This is a genomic window from Enterobacter sp. EC_64 (assembly GCF_019584165.1).
GTDB classification, from domain to species: domain Bacteria; phylum Pseudomonadota; class Gammaproteobacteria; order Enterobacterales; family Enterobacteriaceae; genus Enterobacter; species Enterobacter roggenkampii.
In genome coordinates this window covers 213,264-230,974 of record NZ_VDAS01000002.1, presented here as the reverse complement: position 1 = coordinate 230,974, position 17,711 = coordinate 213,264, and the positions used below count along the sequence as shown (strand labels likewise).

The 17,711-nt window shown below is 55.3% G+C and carries 15 protein-coding genes; 7 read left to right on the top strand and 8 right to left on the bottom strand.

Annotated features, from left to right (window positions below; genetic code table 11):
• Nucleotides 1-2: 2 nt before the first annotated feature.
• Nucleotides 3-1,082, top strand: coding sequence for a fimbrial protein StkG (locus tag FHC52_RS02620; protein WP_248214320.1), 1,080 nt, complete (start codon nucleotides 3-5; stop codon nucleotides 1,080-1,082).
• A gap of 1 nt (nucleotide 1,083) precedes the next feature.
• Here FHC52_RS02620 and FHC52_RS02615 read toward each other — a convergent pair whose 3' ends face one another.
• From FHC52_RS02615 to FHC52_RS02600, 4 genes are all read right to left on the bottom strand, one after another.
• Nucleotides 1,084-2,331 carry a polysaccharide deacetylase family protein gene (locus tag FHC52_RS02615; RefSeq protein WP_008501943.1) on the bottom strand — a complete coding sequence of 416 codons (1,248 nt, stop codon included), beginning with the start codon at nucleotides 2,329-2,331 and terminating at the stop codon, nucleotides 1,084-1,086.
• A gap of 64 nt (nucleotides 2,332-2,395) precedes the next feature.
• Nucleotides 2,396-2,836, bottom strand: a complete 441-nt coding sequence (locus FHC52_RS02610; RefSeq protein WP_008501944.1) for a PTS sugar transporter subunit IIA — start codon at nucleotides 2,834-2,836, stop codon at nucleotides 2,396-2,398.
• Between the two features lie 104 nt (nucleotides 2,837-2,940).
• The gene (locus tag FHC52_RS02605; RefSeq protein ID WP_008501945.1) at nucleotides 2,941-3,711 is read right to left on the bottom strand and encodes an ABC transporter permease; all 771 of its coding nucleotides are present in this window, start codon (nucleotides 3,709-3,711) and stop codon (nucleotides 2,941-2,943) included.
• Nucleotides 3,708-4,634, bottom strand: coding sequence for an ABC transporter ATP-binding protein (locus FHC52_RS02600; protein WP_008501946.1), 927 nt, complete (start codon nucleotides 4,632-4,634; stop codon nucleotides 3,708-3,710). The genes FHC52_RS02605 and FHC52_RS02600 overlap by 4 nt, the downstream gene beginning before the upstream one ends.
• A gap of 107 nt (nucleotides 4,635-4,741) precedes the next feature.
• On the opposite strand from FHC52_RS02600, the gene can reads away from it, so the two are divergent.
• Nucleotides 4,742-5,404 carry a carbonate dehydratase gene (can, locus tag FHC52_RS02595; protein ID WP_008501947.1) on the top strand — a complete coding sequence of 221 codons (663 nt, stop codon included), beginning with the start codon at nucleotides 4,742-4,744 and terminating at the stop codon, nucleotides 5,402-5,404.
• Nucleotides 5,405-5,495: 91 nt separating this feature from the next.
• Here can and hpt read toward each other — a convergent pair whose 3' ends face one another.
• Nucleotides 5,496-6,032, bottom strand: coding sequence for a hypoxanthine phosphoribosyltransferase (gene hpt / locus FHC52_RS02590; RefSeq protein WP_008501948.1), 537 nt, complete (start codon nucleotides 6,030-6,032; stop codon nucleotides 5,496-5,498).
• A 208-nt stretch (nucleotides 6,033-6,240) separates the two neighbouring features.
• Between hpt and FHC52_RS02585 the strand changes: the two genes are divergently transcribed.
• Nucleotides 6,241-8,631, top strand: coding sequence for a glucose/quinate/shikimate family membrane-bound PQQ-dependent dehydrogenase (locus FHC52_RS02585; protein ID WP_023293268.1), 2,391 nt, complete (start codon nucleotides 6,241-6,243; stop codon nucleotides 8,629-8,631).
• Between the two features lie 86 nt (nucleotides 8,632-8,717).
• Here the strand turns inward: FHC52_RS02585 and cueO are convergent, their stop codons facing one another.
• Nucleotides 8,718-10,286 carry a multicopper oxidase CueO gene (gene cueO / locus FHC52_RS02580; protein WP_126287616.1) on the bottom strand — a complete coding sequence of 523 codons (1,569 nt, stop codon included), beginning with the start codon at nucleotides 10,284-10,286 and terminating at the stop codon, nucleotides 8,718-8,720.
• 145 nt (nucleotides 10,287-10,431) lie between these two features.
• On the opposite strand from cueO, the gene FHC52_RS02575 reads away from it, so the two are divergent.
• The 3 genes from FHC52_RS02575 (at nucleotide 10,432) to speD (ending at nucleotide 12,559) form a co-directional block, all read left to right on the top strand.
• The gene (locus FHC52_RS02575; RefSeq protein WP_014882582.1) at nucleotides 10,432-10,779 is read left to right on the top strand and encodes a YacC family pilotin-like protein; all 348 of its coding nucleotides are present in this window, start codon (nucleotides 10,432-10,434) and stop codon (nucleotides 10,777-10,779) included.
• Between the two features lie 115 nt (nucleotides 10,780-10,894).
• Entirely contained in the window at nucleotides 10,895-11,764 is an 870-nt protein-coding gene (gene speE, locus FHC52_RS02570; protein WP_008501952.1) for a polyamine aminopropyltransferase, read from the top strand.
• Nucleotides 11,765-12,559, top strand: coding sequence for an adenosylmethionine decarboxylase (gene speD / locus FHC52_RS02565; RefSeq protein WP_008501953.1), 795 nt, complete (start codon nucleotides 11,765-11,767; stop codon nucleotides 12,557-12,559).
• A 31-nt stretch (nucleotides 12,560-12,590) separates the two neighbouring features.
• Here speD and yacL read toward each other — a convergent pair whose 3' ends face one another.
• Nucleotides 12,591-12,953 (bottom strand): protein YacL, encoded by a 363-nt coding sequence (yacL, locus tag FHC52_RS02560; RefSeq protein ID WP_008501954.1) that lies wholly within the window; start codon nucleotides 12,951-12,953, stop codon nucleotides 12,591-12,593.
• Between the two features lie 207 nt (nucleotides 12,954-13,160).
• Nucleotides 13,161-15,758, bottom strand: coding sequence for a bifunctional aconitate hydratase 2/2-methylisocitrate dehydratase (gene acnB, locus FHC52_RS02555; protein WP_069597883.1), 2,598 nt, complete (start codon nucleotides 15,756-15,758; stop codon nucleotides 13,161-13,163).
• A 398-nt stretch (nucleotides 15,759-16,156) separates the two neighbouring features.
• On the opposite strand from acnB, the gene FHC52_RS02550 reads away from it, so the two are divergent.
• On the top strand, nucleotides 16,157-17,710 hold the full coding sequence (locus FHC52_RS02550; RefSeq protein ID WP_126287615.1) for a DUF3300 domain-containing protein: 1,554 nt from the start codon (nucleotides 16,157-16,159) through the stop codon (nucleotides 17,708-17,710).
• Nucleotide 17,711: the final 1 nt, after the last annotated feature.

Here is a 17,711-nt window from a genome sequence, read left to right as displayed (position 1 = left end):
TTATGATGAAGAAACTACTGACTCTATTAGAGTTTATGGCGCTCGGGATTTCTGGCGCAACGCATGCGTACGAGTGCAAATTTTACGCCGGAGCAGACGATGTGTTAATTATGTCCCCGGGTACACAACCGGTGATTACCCCCCTGCCCGTGGGCACGGTAACCGCCCCAACGCAGATCAGCTCCACGATCATTATGGAGACAACACCGACGTTAAGATCGCACTGCGCAGGCGGCGATGACGGCGGAGATGTTTATCAGTTAACCGATAATGCAATGGAGGAGGCGAGCATTGATGGCAAAGCCGCTTTTCGTACAAACATCCCAGGGATTTACTACACGCTGGCGTTTTTCCCGGATGGTAATGGCGTAACGGCATGGTTCCCCCCAAACGCGAACGAATTTTATCGGACAGGTATCATCGGGTATGACTATGGGCTTCTTGATGAGAAAAACTGGCACGTTCGTATGGAAATTTGGCAGACAAATGGGTTCACAGGTGTACCCACAGATGAGAATTTCCTGACCGCGAGCAGTGGCCCTATCGGTCAAATTATTATTGGTAACCCTAATGGGACAACAAAAGATGACCATCCACGTCCGCTGGTGAATATGTCCCAGATGTCATTCAGTATTCCCTTAAACCGTCCAACGTGCGCATTACGCGCCCCGACAACGGTGAATCTGGGGGACTGGTATCCTGCAGAAGTCGAAAACGGTAATACCACTAAAGTCGGGTTTCAGATTACGGGGACATGTATAAATACAGTGAAGGTTGAATATACATTATCATCCACTCATACCACCTCAGATAAAAAGTATTTTACTAACGCCGTTGAAGGTAATAGTGGAGTAACCGCGGCAGGAGGCGTCGGCGTCAGGATTCTGGATAATCAGGGTGATAACTATCCTGTTCCAGCTGATAGCTATGCGCGAATCCTTGCTGTGGGCGAAGTGATTGGAGTGGACCCGGTGAATTTTGTAGACAGAACCCTTTGGGCTCAACTGGTTAAAATCGGCAGCGAACCTGTGACCGTCGGGACTTTCGGTACCTCTGTTACCTTCCAGATAACCTACGAGTAAACTACCCCTGCGGCTGATTGCTGATCAGCCGCGACATCGTCTCCAGCGAATCCGTTCTTAAGATGTACAGGCGTTTCAGTAAGAACGGATTATCCCCCGGCTTCACCTTTCCTTTCACCGTCGTCACCGCCAGATGGAAACCGGCATCATTCGCCGCCTTTATCGCTTTATTGTCGTAGCCGCCGAAGGGGTAAGAGACATACAGCACGCGCGGGTTAAACTGCGCCAGCGCGCGACGCGAGCGTTCAAAATCAAACAAAATCACGTGATAGCTGCGGCTCAGTAAAATCGGATGCTTATTGGCATCCACGCGGTGCAGGAAGTGGGTATGAGACTGAATATCGAACACATCCTGAATCCCCTTAATCTCCTGCACGCTCATAAACTGCAGGGATTTAGGATCCCACTTCTGCGGATGGCCTTTTATGCGGGAAGAGATAATAAACGCGGTAGCCTTGAAGCCGTACTCTTTCAGCACAGGATAAGCATAGCGGCTGACAGATTTCAGGCCATCGTCAAAGGTTATCACCACCGATTTCGCAGGCAGGTTCATTTTGTTACGCACGTACCCTTCCAGCTGGTACATCGTCAGGGTGGTATAGCCCTGATCGCGAAGCCATGCCATCTGGTTATTAAACGCACGTACGCTGGTCGTTGTGGACGTATGTCGAAAGCGCGTGTTTTCTTCATCGCGCAAAATATGATGGTAGGTCAGAACAGGAAGGCCGTTATCTTCCTGCGCATCCAGGCTGCTGATCCACGCCAGACGATTACCGATGCGGATCTGAAACCAGGTCTGGTTTAAACGGTCTTTAAGTTTGTTCAGGATCGGATAGCGAAGATTGGCGCTTAAGGTGCCGAAGGGTGCGCTGCCGTTGTTCGGGGCGTTATAAACGGGCGTGTCTTTCCACGTTATCAGGTTTTGATTGCTCAGCGGTTTATTCAAATCCCCCAGGCCATCCTCGACGCGCTGTTTGCCCTGAACCGGCTCCAGATGCCCCTTGTCGATAAAGCCCGTGCCAAATCCGAAGCGAAATTCATAGTAGTCCGCCGCCGCAGGCACCACCGCGAGGATCTGCCCTGCCCGCACGTTGCCAACGTTAATGACGCTGTTGCCGATCTGCGCCCAAATCGCCGCATCTTCGGTGGTTTGCATATATTGAGCAGGCAGTCTTTGCTGACTTAATAAACTGGCAGAAACAGTGCCGGACACGAACATCAATAGCAGGAAAACAATACGCGTGAACATGAGGGTCTTATTCGAAGCGGAAATACTTACGCCATTGTAGCAAAAGCGACATCAATACCAATGTTTAATTCTTATACAGGTCATGCAGCAGGACAAAGGGAGGATTTTTTTGCTGTTGATGCCACAAGCTGCTGACGCCCGGGGTACCCAGCGAAACGATAGCGTTACGGAACGCTGCGCTGGTTAAGGTCTCGCGATGGGGATACATCATTTCAAGCAGTGGAAAGCTAATACCGGAGATCACCTCGCAGCAGTCGTGCTTATGGCTCATCAGGGCCGCAGCACGGTACGGCGCCGCGCCGGATTTATCGGTAAGGAAAATCACGCCGTCTCCGGTGTCGGTTTCATGAAGGGCATCGCACATCATCCGGCCAAGCATGTTGGTACTCAAGCCGCGCCAGTAGTTAACCGCGCGACACTGTGGCAGCGGACCAAACCTGGCTTCCAGCTTCAGCAGCATGTCCTGCGCCCGTTCATCGTGGCAGGTGATAACCCATCCCAGCATAACTCTCTCCTTAGCAGGCAAGTAGTTTAGCGGAGTGAAGGTTAGCTTTCGGTGATAACTGTCAAAGAAAGTGCCCGGCAGACAGAATGTCGCCGGGCTGAGGGCTAGCTGCGCAGACCGCGTCCACGCTGGATCAGATACCAGCACAGCAGGTAGAAGACGATGATGAACACCACCAGCACCGCCACCGTGGTAAACAGCGGCACATCGGTGATGCCGAGGAAGCCAAAGCGGAAACCGCTGATCATGTAGACGATCGGGTTCAGGTGCGACAGCGCCTGCCAGAACGGCGGCAGCAGCGTCAGGGAGTAGAACACCCCGCCGAGATAGGTCAGCGGCGTCAGCACGAAGGTCGGGATCAGGCTGATGTCGTCAAACGTTTTGGCAAACACGGCGTTCAGCAGACCGGCCAGCGAGAAGAGGATCGCCGTCAGGAGCAGGGTCAGGGCCACGAAAAGCCAGGAGTGCACCTGGAACGGCACGAAGAACAGCGAGATGGCCGTCACCAGGATCCCAACACACAGACCGCGCGCCACGCCGCCACCGACGTAACCGGCAATGATCACATGCGTTGGCACCGGTGCCACCAGTAGTTCCTCGATATTGCGCTGGAACTTGGCGCTGAAAAAGGACGACGCCACGTTGGCATAGGCGTTGGTGATCACCGCCATCATGATCAGGCCAGGCACGATAAACTGCATATAGGTAAAGCCGTGCATCTCACCAATCCGGGAACCAATCAGGTTACCGAAGATGATGAAATAGAGCGTCATCGTGATGACTGGCGGCACCAGGGTTTGCACCCAGATGCGCATAAAACGGTTAATCTCTTTCGCCCAGATACTTTTCAGCGCGACCCAGTAAAGATGCGTCATGCCTTGTCTCCTTGTTTATCCTGCACCAGAGAGACAAACAGCTCTTCCAGTCGGTTCGCTTTGTTACGCATACTTAAAACCTGAATACCCTGCGCGCTCAGCTGGGAGAACACGCTGTTAATCCCCTGCTCGCGCAGCACTTCCACTTCCAGCGTCGAGGTATCCACCAGACGATACTGGTACCCTTCAAGCTTCGGTAGCGGGCTCTTTGCCGCCAGATCGAGAATAAAGGTTTCTGATTTCAGCTTGGAGAGCAGGTTCTTCATCGAGGTGTTTTCCACCAGCTCGCCGTGCTGAATGATGCCGATGTTGCGGCACAGCATTTCCGCCTCTTCCAGGTAGTGGGTAGTCAGAATGATGGTGGTGCCTTTGTCATTGAGGTCTTTCAGGAAGCCCCACATGGAGCGGCGCAGCTCAATGTCTACGCCCGCCGTCGGCTCATCGAGGATCAGCAGCTTTGGCTCGTGCATCAGCGCACGGGCAATCATCAGGCGGCGCTTCATCCCGCCGGATAACATCCGGGCGCGTTCGTTACGCTTTTCCCACAGATCGAGCTGCTTGAGGTATTTTTCGCTCCGCTCCAGGGCCTCTTTACGCTCAACGCCGTAATAACCCGCCTGGTTAACGACGATCTGCTGCACCGTCTCAAACGGGTTGAAGTTGAATTCCTGCGGTACCAGACCCAGCTGGCGCTTGGCGTTGACCACATCTTTTTGCAGGTCGTATCCGAACACGCTGACGCGGCCGGAGGTTTTGTTCACCAGCGAGCTAATGATGCCGATGGTAGTCGATTTCCCCGCCCCGTTCGGCCCCAGAAGCGCGTAAAAATCACCGGCCTCTACTTTAAGATCTATTCCGCGCAGCGCCTGAACGCCGCCCGGATAGGTTTTTTTAAGCTGCTCAAGCTCCAGTGCAATTGCCATGAAATTAACTTACCTTCAGTTCTGACACACGTTGTGTGGTTTCATTAAAAGTCGGGTTACCCTATAGTAGCGCAACGCAATTACTCGGTTACAGGTCGCTAACCTCCATGAACAACATAGATACACTCATCAGCAACAATGCACTATGGTCAAAAATGCTGGTGGAGGAAGACCCCGGATTTTTTGGAAAACTCGCGCAGGCGCAAAACCCACGCTTTCTCTGGATTGGATGCTCCGACAGCCGCGTACCGGCGGAGCGCCTGACCGGCCTCGAGCCCGGCGAACTGTTTGTTCACCGCAACGTTGCCAACCTGGTGATTCACACCGATCTCAACTGTCTTTCTGTTGTTCAGTATGCCGTTGACGTTCTGCAAGTCGAGCACATCATCATCTGCGGCCACTACGGCTGCGGCGGCGTGCAGGCGGCGGTTGAAAACACGGAGCTGGGGCTCATTGATAACTGGCTGCTCCACATCCGCGATATCTGGTTCAAACATAGCTCACTGCTTGGCGAAATGCCGCAGGAGCGCCGCATGGATACCCTGTGCGAACTCAACGTGATGGAGCAGGTGTATAACCTGGGCCACTCAACGATCATGCAATCGGCGTGGAAGCGCGGGCAGAAGGTCTCGATCCACGGCTGGGCGTACGGTATTCACGATGGTCTGCTGCGCAACCTGGAAGTGACCGCCACCAACCGCGAAACGCTGGAGCAGCGTTACCGTTCGGGAATTGCCAACCTTCAGCTTAAGCACGTAAACCATAAATAAACAAAGCCGGGTGGCGGCTGCGCCTTACCCGGCCTACATGTGCCCATTCTTAGGCCCGGTAAGCGCAGCGCCACCGGGCAACAAACCGCAATTACTCGTCCAGCAATACCACTTTCCCAACATACGGCAGATGACGATAACGCTGTGCGTAGTCAATGCCGTAACCGACGACGAACTCGTCCGGGATAGAGAAACCGACGAACTCCACCGGCACCTGCACTTCACGGCGGTCAGGCTTATCCAGCAGGGTGCAAATCGCCAGCGATTTTGGCTCACGCAGGCTCAGGATCTCGCGCACTTTTGACAGCGTGTTGCCGGAGTCGATGATGTCCTCAACGATCAACACATCTTTGCCACGAATATCTTCATCCAGATCTTTCAGGATTTTCACATCACGGGTGGTGGACATGCCGCTGCCGTAGCTGGAGGCGGTCATAAAATCGACCTCATGGGGCACATGCACCTCACGGCACAGGTCTGCCATGAACATGAAAGAGCCGCGCAACAGACCGACCAGCACCATTTCGCTGCCGCTGTCCTTGTAATGTTCGGTGATTTGACGACCCAGTTCGGCGATACGCGCTTTGATCTCGGCTTCCGGGATCATCACTTCAACAGTATGTTTCATATTACTAACCAAATGATTTTAATGAAAATCTCTCAATACGGATGAGTTAATATCCAGCACTGATACGCAAGCCAGCCATTATATCAGCAAATGGATAACCCTGGCGTATGAGTTATAAAAAGCAAATATTGTGATTCCGATCACACTTGTTAATACCTATAATTAGTTGCTAGCAAATTATTAACAAAAACTGACGAGTACACTTTCTATGGCTGAAACAAACTCTAAACAGCCGCGTCTACTGGTGACATTAACAGCGCTATTCGCCGCCTTCTGCGGCCTGTACCTGTTAATCGGTGGCGTCTGGCTGGTCGCGATCGGCGGCTCCTGGTACTACCCGATTGCGGGCCTGGTTATGCTTGGCGTAACCGTCCTGCTCTGGCGTAGAAAACAATCTGCACTGTGGCTGTATGCCGCACTCCTTCTTGCCACCATGATCTGGGGCGTCTGGGAAGTCGGCTTTGACTTCTGGGCGCTGACGCCGCGCAGTGACATCCTGGTCTTCTTCGGCATCTGGCTGATCCTGCCGTTCGTCTGGCGTCGCCTGATCGTGCCGTCCAGCGGTGCGGTCGCGGCGCTGGTGGTAGCGCTGTTAATCAGCGGCGGTATCCTGACCTGGGCTGGCTTCAACGATCCGCAGGAGATCAACGGTACGCTGAACGCAGAATCGACGCCTGCGGCGGCGATCTCTCAGGTTGCTGACGGCGACTGGCCTGCCTATGGTCGTAACCAGGAAGGCCAGCGTTACTCTCCGCTGAAGCAGATCAACGCGGACAACGTTAAGAACCTGAAAGAAGCCTGGGTATTCCGTACCGGCGATCTGAAGATGCCGAACGATCCGGGTGAACTGACCAACGAAGTGACGCCAATTAAAGTCGGCGATATGCTTTATCTGTGTACGGCGCACCAGCGTCTGTTCGCGCTCGACGCGGCCACTGGTAAAGAGAAATGGCACTTCGATCCGCAGCTGAACTCCAACCCGTCCTTCCAGCACGTGACCTGCCGTGGCGTCTCTTATCACGAAGCGCGCCCGGATAATGCGAGCCCGGAAGTCATTGCCGACTGTCCTCGCCGCATCATGCTGCCGGTGAACGATGGTCGTCTGTTCGCCATCAATGCCGAAACGGGCAAGCTGTGCGAAACCTTTGCCAACAAAGGTATCCTGAATCTGCAGACCAATATGCCGGACACCACGCCGGGTCTGTATGAGCCGACCTCCCCGCCAATCATCACCGATAAAACCATCGTGATTGCCGGTTCGGTAACAGATAACTTCTCCACCCGCGAAACCTCCGGCGTTATCCGTGGTTTCGACGTGAACACCGGTAAACTGCTGTGGGCCTTCGACCCGGGCGCGAAAGATCCGAACGCGATCCCGTCGGACGAGCACACCTTTACCTTTAACTCGCCAAACTCCTGGGCGCCTGCGGCGTATGACGCGAAGCTGGACCTGGTCTACCTGCCGATGGGCGTTACTACGCCAGATATCTGGGGCGGTAACCGCACGCCGGAGCAGGAACGTTATGCCAGCGCTATCGTGGCATTGAACGCGACCACCGGTAAGCTGGCCTGGAGCTACCAGACCGTTCACCACGATCTGTGGGATATGGATATGCCGTCCCAGCCGACGCTGGCGGACATCACCGTTAACGGCAAAACCGTACCGGTGATTTACGCTCCAGCGAAAACCGGCAACATCTTCGTGCTGGATCGCAGCAACGGCAAGCTGGTTGTGCCTGCACCGGAAAAACCGGTTCCGCAGGGTGCGGCGAAAGGCGATTACGTCAGCAAAACCCAGCCGTTCTCCGATCTGAGCTTCCGTCCGAAGAAAGACCTCAGCGGGGCAGACATGTGGGGTGCCACGATGTTTGACCAGCTGGTGTGCCGCGTGATGTTCCATCAGCTGCGCTATGAAGGCATCTTCACGCCGCCTTCTGAGCAGGGCACGCTGGTCTTCCCGGGTAACCTGGGGATGTTCGAGTGGGGTGGGATCTCCGTTGACCCTAACCGTCAGGTCGCGATTGCCAACCCAATGGCGCTGCCCTTCGTTTCCCGTCTGATCCCACGCGGTCCGGGCAACCCAATGGAGCAGCCGAAAGACGCGAAAGGCAGCGGTACCGAAGCCGGTATTCAGCCGCAGTATGGCGTACCGTTCGGCGTAACGCTGAATCCGTTCCTGTCGCCGTTCGGTCTGCCGTGTAAACAGCCTGCCTGGGGTTATATCTCCGGTCTGGATCTGAAAACTAACCAGATCGTATGGAAAAAACGTATTGGTACGCCACAGGACAGCATGCCGTTCCCGATGCCGGTTCCGGTGCCGTTCAATATGGGTATGCCTATGCTGGGTGGCCCAATCTCCACCGCCGGTAACGTGCTGTTCATCGCGGCAACCGCAGATAACTACCTGCGCGCGTACAACATGACCAACGGTGAAAAACTGTGGCAAGGCCGTCTGCCAGCGGGTGGACAAGCTACGCCGATGACCTATGAAGTGAATGGCAAGCAGTACGTTGTCATCTCCGCGGGCGGTCACGGTTCGTTTGGCACGAAGATGGGCGACTATATTGTCGCGTATGCGTTGCCTGACGAAAACAAGTAACTGAAAAGCCCGGTGGCGCTTACGCTTACCGGGCCTATGGATACGCTATGCAGGCCGGGTAAGGCGAAGCCGCCACCCGGCTTTTTTTATACGGTAAAGCCCAGCATCATCCCCGTATCTTCATGCTCCAGCAGATGGCAGTGCGCCATATAGGCAAACTCCTTCGGCGCATCGTGGTCAAACTTCACCAGCACCTCGCTGACGCCGCCTTCCACCTTCACCGTATCCTTCCAGCCCGCGCGATGCGCGTCCGGGGCTTTGCCGTTCTCAGAGAGAATGCGGAACTGCGTGCCGTGGATATGGAACGGGTGCAGCATCATGTCCCCTTCACCTGAAATCACCCAGCGCTCAAGCTGCCCTTTTGTCGCAGCAAACATCGGCGTGTTCATGTCGAACGCTTTGCCGTTGATCATGTTGGCGTTGTGGAAATCAAAGCCATGATCGCCGTGATTCATGTTCCCCATGCCGCCCATTTTGCCGTGGTCCATGTTCATGTGACCCATCATCTGCCCGTGATGCATCCCCGCCATCGCCTTATCGCCATATTTCGCCATCAGCGCCTGCATGCCCATCATATCGAGCATCGGGTTCATGGAGAGCTGCAGTTTCCGTTGCGTAAGCCCATCCAGCGACGGAAGTGCCGGCAGCGTGGTTAACGTATCAGGCAGCGTGCCGGAAGCGGTCACCCGTAACGGCTGGATACGCAGCACCGGATGCGGCTTGTCAAACGGCGCGACCGCCATCCCCATCTGGCTAACCGGCAGGGTCACAAGATCGAACGGCTTGCCGTCGCTGATATCCACCAGCACCTCAAAGCGCTCCCCCATCAGCATCGGCAGTTCGTTGACCTTCACCGGCTCAGGCAGCAGCCCGCCGTCGCTGGCGACCACGTACAGAGGACGCTTATCGCTGGTGGCGAAGTTGAGAGAACGCGCGTTACAGCCGTTAAGCAGACGCAGGCGCAGCCAGCCTTTCGGCGCGGCGTGCTGAGGATAAATGGCGCCGTTGGTCAGCAGCGTGTCGCCAAACCAGCCGACCGCCGCGCTCATCACGTCCAGCTGGTAGTCGATTTGCCCGTCAGCGGTGAATTTCTTGTCCTGCACAATCACCGGCACATCGTCGATGCCCCACTGCTTCGGCAGGCGCAGCAGGCGGCTTTCGTCGTCTTCAATCAGCACCAGCCCCGCCAGCCCCATGGCTACCTGATGGCCCGTTTTGCCATGCTGATGCGGATGGAACCAGCAGGTCGCGGCGCGCTGGTTGGGCGTAAAGGTGACGCTGCGCGTGCCACCCGCTTTGATGATGCCCTGCGGCCCGCCGTCTACCTCGCCCGGCACTTCCAGTCCGTGCCAGTGCACCGTCGTCTCTTCAGCAAGAGTATTCTGGATATCCACCGTCACCGCTTTACCTTTGCGCAGCTGTAGCGCAGGACCGAGAAGATTGCCGTTATAGCCCCAGGTTGTCGCGTTGTGCGCACCGAACAGTGTGTTACCGGACTGAACGACAAGCTGGATACGGCTGCGGGCGTCAGCGGTAAGTAAATCAGGGATGGGTAAGGCAGGCCTGTCAGCCGCGAAAACCGCACGGCTCCAGAGGGGTAAGGCGCTGGCAGCCCCCAGCGCCACGGAATATTTTAAAAAATCACGACGTTGCATGTTCATTTCCTTATTTCCAGCAGGCGATCTTTTGAGCATAAACCCTCCCCTTACCGGAAGGTCAAGTAAAGCGGCAATAATAAAGATCGTCGCACTGGCATCAAGTATGCTAACGTTAATTTTCCGTGAAGAAGTGGTAGAAGCAATGAAGACGTTTTTCAGGACAATTTTGTTCGGTAGCCTGATGGCAATGTGTGCGAACAGCTATGCGCTCAGTGAAAATGAAGCGGAAGATATGGCCGATTTAACGGCGGTTTTTGTATTCCTGAAAAATGATTGTGGCTACCAGAATTTACCCAACGGGCAAATTCGCCGCGCGCTGGTCTTTTTTGCCCAGCAGAACCAGTGGGATCTCAGCAACTACGACAGCTTTGACATGAAGGCGCTCGGCGAAGACAGCTACCGTGACCTAAGCGGTATTGGCATTCCCACGGCTAAAAAATGCAAAGCGCTGGCTCGCGATTCGCTCAGCCTGCTCGCCTACGTCAAATAACCTTCCCGACGCCTCCTGTTAAACCTATAGCCGTGCAACCACGGTTATAGTTAGCTATCATGTTTCGCTCATTTTTTGTGAGCGTAACGGATGTTAACAAAGGAGGAGTCCGCGTATGGCCGACCACACGTTGTGGCATGAAACACTGCATGACCAGTTTGGTCAGTACTTTGCCGTTGATAACGTGCTCTATCATGAAAAAACCGATCACCAGGATCTCATCATCTTCGAGAATGCTGCCTTTGGCCGCGTAATGGCGCTGGACGGCGTCGTGCAAACGACCGAGCGAGATGAGTTTATCTATCATGAGATGATGACCCACGTCCCGCTGCTGGCGCACGGCCATGCAAAGCATGTCCTGATTATCGGCGGTGGCGACGGTGCAATGCTGCGTGAAGTTTCCCGCCATCGCTCGATTGAAACCATCACCATGGTGGAAATCGATGCGGGCGTCGTCTCGTTCTGCCGCCAGTACCTGCCCAACCACAATGCCGGTAGCTATGACGATCCGCGTTTTAATCTGGTGATTGATGACGGGGTTAACTTTGTTAACCAGACAACCCAGACCTTTGACGTCATTATCTCCGACTGCACCGATCCTATCGGCCCTGGCGCGTCGCTGTTTACCTCCTCGTTCTACGAAGGCTGCAAGCGTTGCCTGAACCCGGGCGGGATCTTCGTCGCCCAAAACGGCGTCTGCTTCCTGCAACAGGATGAAGCGCTGGATAGCCATCGCAAGCTCAGCACCTATTTCGAGGATGTCAGCTTCTATCAGGCGGCCATTCCGACGTACTACGGCGGGATCATGACCTTTGCCTGGGCGACGGATAACGACGTATTACGTCATCTTTCCACCGAAATTATTCAGGCCCGCTTCCATCAGGCAGGTCTACAGTGCCGATACTACAATCCGGCTATTCATACCGCAGCGTTTGCTCTGCCGCAGTACCTGCAAGACGCATTATCCACTAAGGGGGTGAGCTAATTGAAAAAGCTTAAACTGCATGGCTTTAACAATCTGACCAAAAGCCTGAGTTTTTGTATTTACGATATCTGCTATGCCAAAACAGCGGAAGAACGCGATGGTTACATCGCCTATATCGACGAACTCTACAACGCCAACCGTCTGACCGAGATCCTGTCAGAAACCTGTTCCATTATCGGCGCCAACATCCTGAATATTGCCCGACAGGATTATGAACCCCAGGGCGCCAGCGTGACCATACTGGTCAGCGAAGAGCCGGTCGATCCGAAGCTTATCGACAAAACGGAACATCCGGGCCCGCTGCCGGAAGTAGTGGTTGCTCACCTGGATAAAAGCCATATCTGCGTCCATACCTACCCGGAGAGTCACCCGGAAGGCGGGCTGTGTACGTTCCGTGCCGATATTGAAGTGTCGACCTGCGGCGTGATTTCCCCGCTGAACGCACTGAACTATCTCATCCACCAGCTGGAATCGGATATCGTCACGATTGATTACCGCGTGCGCGGTTTTACCCGTGACGTCAACGGCATGAAGCACTTCATCGACCACGAGATTAACTCTATTCAGAACTTTATGTCCGAGGACATGAAGTCACTGTACGACATGATGGACGTGAACGTGTATCAGGAAAACATCTTCCATACCAAGATGTTACTTAAGGAGTTCGACCTTAAGCACTATATGTTCCACACGAAGCCGGAAGATTTGAGCGAAGAAGAGCGTAAGGCGATTACTGACCTGCTCTGGAAAGAGATGCGCGAGATCTACTACGGCCGCAACATTCCGGCCGTGTAAGTGTTGCCCGGAGCAGGGATGCTTCGGGAAATTACCGCTGTTTCATGAACTCGCGGTAGGCATTCACCACCTGAAGGAAGTCTTCTACGCCGCACAGCGACAGGCTTTCTTCGTCATAGTAGCTCATCCCCTCTTCCATCTCGTCGCCTGAAAACTCGAGCTGGTTGGCACGCACCATGACCTCTTCACCGTCCATCCACAGCGTGTATTCGTGCCCGGCGCGTTGCCAGGAGCGCTCACTGCCTTTCACCGTCTTTGCCGCCTGTTCAACCTCATCAAGAAGGGAGAGATTTTCTTTCACCTCTTCGTTAAACCAGTGTCCAACGGCTTCGTGGCCCATCGACATACGCACTTTCACCACTCCGGTGATGTCGCGCAGAAATTCGTAATCCATAGTGTTTTCCTCTGCAAAGCCATTAAGGTAATTATCGCAGCAGCGAGGAAGAAAAAAAGCGTGGGAGGTGGGAGGAATGAAAATAAAAAACCCACCGTAGTTGCGATGGGTTTTGTAGGCCCGGTTAGCGTAGCGCCACCGGGCAATGGGTCAGGTGCGGTCTGGTGCCTTCACCCCCAGCCCCTCTCCCACGGGAGAGGGTAGCATTTATACTGCCGTCTGGAAGATAACCCCGTCGGCCTTCTCGGTGTACTGAGAGAGCTGGTCGAAGTTCAGATAGCGATAGGTATCCACCGCTGTCTTATCCACCTGAGCCACAAAGGTCTGGTACTCTTCCGGCGTTGGCAGTTTGCCAATCAGCGCCGCAACCGCCGCCAGCTCCGCAGAGGCCAGGAAGACGTTCGCACCGGTACCTAAACGGTTCGGGAAGTTACGGGTCGAAGTGGAGACCACCGTCGCGCCGTCGGCTACGCGCGCCTGGTTACCCATACACAGAGAACAGCCAGGAATTTCGATACGCGCGCCGCTCTTACCAAACACGCTGTAGTAGCCCTCTTCGGTCAGCTGAGCCGCGTCCATACGGGTTGGCGGCGCCACCCACAGACGGGTTGGCAGCTGGCCTTTGTGGGTATCCAGCAGCTTACCGGCCGCGCGGAAGTGACCGATGTTGGTCATGCACGAACCAATGAACACTTCGTCGATCTTCTCGCCCTGAACTTCGGACAGCGGACGCGCGTCGTCCGGATCGTTCGGTGCACACAGGATTGGCTCTTTGATATCCGCCAGATCGATGTCGATCACCGCCGCGTACTCTGCGTCAGCATCGGCTTCCAGCAGCTGCGGATCGGCCAGCCATTTTTCCATGCCCTGGATACGACGCTCCAGCGTACGACGGTCGCCGTAGCCTTCTGCAATCATCCACTTCAGCAGCACGATGTTAGAGTTCAGGTACTCAACGATCGGCTCTTTGTTCAGCTTGATGGTACAGCCCGCAGCCGAACGCTCGGCGGAGGCATCGGTCAGCTCGAACGCCTGCTCTACTTTCAGATCCGGCAGACCTTCGATTTCCAGGATACGGCCAGAGAAGATGTTTTTCTTCCCTTTCTTCTCAACGGTCAGCAGACCCTGTTTAATCGCATACAGCGGGATCGCGTGAACCAGGTCGCGCAGGGTAATACCCGGCTGCATTTTACCTTTGAAGCGCACCAGCACCGATTCCGGCATATCCAGCGGCATCACGCCGGTCGCGGCAGCAAACGCCACCAGACCGGAGCCCGCCGGGAAGGAGATACCGATTGGGAAACGGGTATGGGAGTCACCGCCGGTACCCACGGTATCCGGCAGCAGCATGCGGTTCAGCCAGGAGTGGATAACGCCGTCGCCCGGACGCAGGGAGACACCGCCACGGTTCATAATGAAGTCAGGCAGCGTGTGGTGCGTGGTCACGTCAACCGGCTTCGGATACGCCGCAGTGTGGCAGAAGGACTGCATCACCAGATCGGAAGAGAAGCCCAGGCACGCCAGGTCTTTCAGTTCGTCACGGGTCATTGGGCCAGTGGTGTCCTGAGAACCGACGGAGGTCATCTTCGGCTCGCAGTAGGCGCCAGGACGAACACCGGCGACGCCGCAGGCGCGACCGACCATTTTCTGTGCCAGCGAGAAGCCGCGGTTGCTTTCCGCTACGTCTTTCGCATGACGGAACACGTCTGAGTGCGGCAGGCCCAGCGCTTCACGCGCTTTGGTAGTCAGGCCGCGCCCGATGATCAGCGGAATACGGCCACCGGCGCGCACTTCGTCAATCAGCACGTCGGTTTTCAGTTCGAAGCTTGCCAGCAGCTCGTTGGTTTCATGGTTGCGCACTTCGCCTTTATACGGGTAGACGTCAATCACGTCGCCCATGTTCAGGTTGCTCACATCTACTTCAATTGGCAGCGCGCCCGCATCTTCCATGGTGTTGAAGAAGATCGGTGCAATTTTACCGCCGAGGCACAGGCCGCCGCCGCGTTTGTTTGGCACATGCGGGATGTCGTCACCCATGAACCACAGCACGGAGTTGGTGGCGGACTTACGGGAAGAACCGGTACCCACAACGTCACCCACGTAAGCCAGCGGGAAGCCTTTTTTCTGCAACGCTTCGATCTGTTTGATCGGGCCGACAACGCCCGGCTGATCCGGCTCAATGCCTTCACGGGCGTTTTTCAGCATCGCCAGGGCGTGCAGCGGGATATCCGGGCGAGACCACGCGTCCGGTGCCGGAGAGAGGTCATCGGTGTTGGTTTCACCGGTCACTTTGAAAACAGTAACGGTAATTTTTTCAGCCAGCGCTGGACGATTCAGGAACCATTCGGCATCAGCCCAGGACTGCATCACCTGCTTCGCATAGACGTTGCCAGCTTTGGCTTTTTCTTCCACATCGTAGAAGTTATCGAACATCAGCAGCGTAGACGAGAGCGCTTTAGCGGCAATCGGTGCCAGCTTGTCGTTATCCAGCGCGTCAATCAGCGGATGAATGTTGTAACCACCCTGCATGGTGCCGAGCAGTTCGATGGCTTTTTCAGGAGTAACCAGTGGGGAGGTGGCTTCGCCTTTGGCGATAGCAGCAAGGAATCCGGCTTTTACGTAGGCAGCTTCATCTACGCCAGGCGGTACGCGGTTGATCAGCAGATCTAACAGGAATTCTTCTTCGCCCTTAGGCGGGTTCTTCAGCAGCTCGACGAGCGCGGCCATTTGGGTTGCATCTAACGGTTTGGGTACAATTCCCTCGGCGGCACGTTCTGCTACGTGCTTACGGTATTCTTCTAGCACGACGGTTCTCCTCGCTCTCATTGTCATATGCGGCGGGCGTTCTCTTCACGCTCCTGTGAGACAGCAGTTTGTAGGGTAAATGCCCGATACCGCGTCGGGCAGCATAGCAGGATTTCTGCACAGTGTTAATCCGTTTACAAAAAAGCAACATTAAAAAGTTTGCTGAATCGTTAAGCATGGTGTAGCGGGGATTTAGGGCATCATTTTGCGGTTCTTCTGCACCGTGACGCTTCAGTTTTTTCTTCATCAGATATAATTGTGTAATAAATACTCACACTCTTTATCCGGACGTACCGGACGCTTCCCAATAAAAGTCAAAACAGTAAAAGACGGGTGAATAATACTCACGCCAACCGTAACGCCTCACGGCACAGCGCTGGTCTCGTTGGAGTCATTTTATGAAGTTGCCCTTTAAGCCACATCTGCTCATCCTTCTGTGCAGTGCCGGGCTGCTTGCCGCCTCAGGCGTCTTGTTTGTCAAAAGTCGTGCAACGGAACCCGTTGCGCCAGCCCCCGTCGCTCAACAACCGGCGGCACCTGCCGTAGCCCAGCCCGCCCCTGTGTTCGCGCCGACCTACACTGCCGCGCAAATCGATCAGTGGGTTGCCCCCATTGCGCTCTACCCTGACGCCCTGCTTTCACAAATTCTGATGGCCTCGACTTACCCGGCCAACGTGATTCAGGCGGCTCAGTGGTCAAAAGACAACCCTAAAATGGAAGGGGACGCCGCCATTCAGGCCGTTGCCAGCCAGCCCTGGGATCCGAGCGTAAAATCGCTGGTCGCGTTTCCTCAGCTTATGTCGCTGATGGGTGAAAACCCGCCGTGGGTACAAAATCTGGGCGATGCGTTTCTCGCGCAGCCGAAAGACGTGATGGATTCCGTTCAACGCCTGCGCGCGCTGGCACAGAAGACCGGTGCTTTACAATCTACGCCTCAGCAGACGGTCACCACCGTGACAAAGCCAGCACCAGCGAAAACCCGCGCCACCGAGGCAACGACAACAACCACGTCTGCGCCCGCCCCAACGGTGATCAAAATTGAATCTGCCGATCCGCAGGTCGTTTATGTTCCCACCTATAACCCCAATACGGTTTATGGGACCAGGCCCAACACCGCCTATCCACCCACCTATCTCCCGCCCACGCCCGGAGAGCAGTTTGGCAACAGCTTCGTCAACGGCTTAGGCTTCAGCCTGGGCGTTGCCACAACCTATGCCATTTTCAGCAATATCGACTGGGATGACGACGATGACTGGGACCACCACCATGACGGTGACTGGGATAATCACGGCGGCTATAACCGCAACGGTGATAACAACATCAATATCAACGTTGAGAACTTCAATAAAATCAGCGGACAGCGTCTGACGGACGCCAACCGTACCTGGCAGCATAACCCGGCCTACCGGGAGGGTGTGCCCTATCCGACTAACCAGCTCAACACCCGTTTCCACCCCACCAGCACAGTCACCGGGCTAAGCTCAACGCAGCAAAAACCGGTTAACCGGGATAGCCAGCGTCAGGCGGCCCTGAGCCAGATGGAGAAATCCACGGGGAAAACCTTCCCGCAAACGGCACGTCCCGGCACGAAGGATGTGCAGCGTCAGGCCTCGAGTGAACAGCTGAAGCAAATTTCGCAGCGCAACAACTACCGTGGCTACGACACCAAACCGCAGACGGCGAAGCGGACCACCACGCAGCAGCGAGAAAATCGTCAGGCTGTAACCCAAAGACAGGAGAAACGCGCTTCACAGCCCGCGCAGCAACGCGCTCTGCAGCTGCGAAACGGTCAGTCCCGGGCCAATGCGCTGAGCGGCAACGACAGCCGTTCCGCGAACTGGCAGGCGCAGCAGCAGCGCGGTGCGCAAAGCAGGCAGCTTGCGGCTCGCCAGCAGCAGCCCCGTCAGGTGTCTGGTGGACGCGCTGAACGCCGTGAATTTAGACATCGCTAAG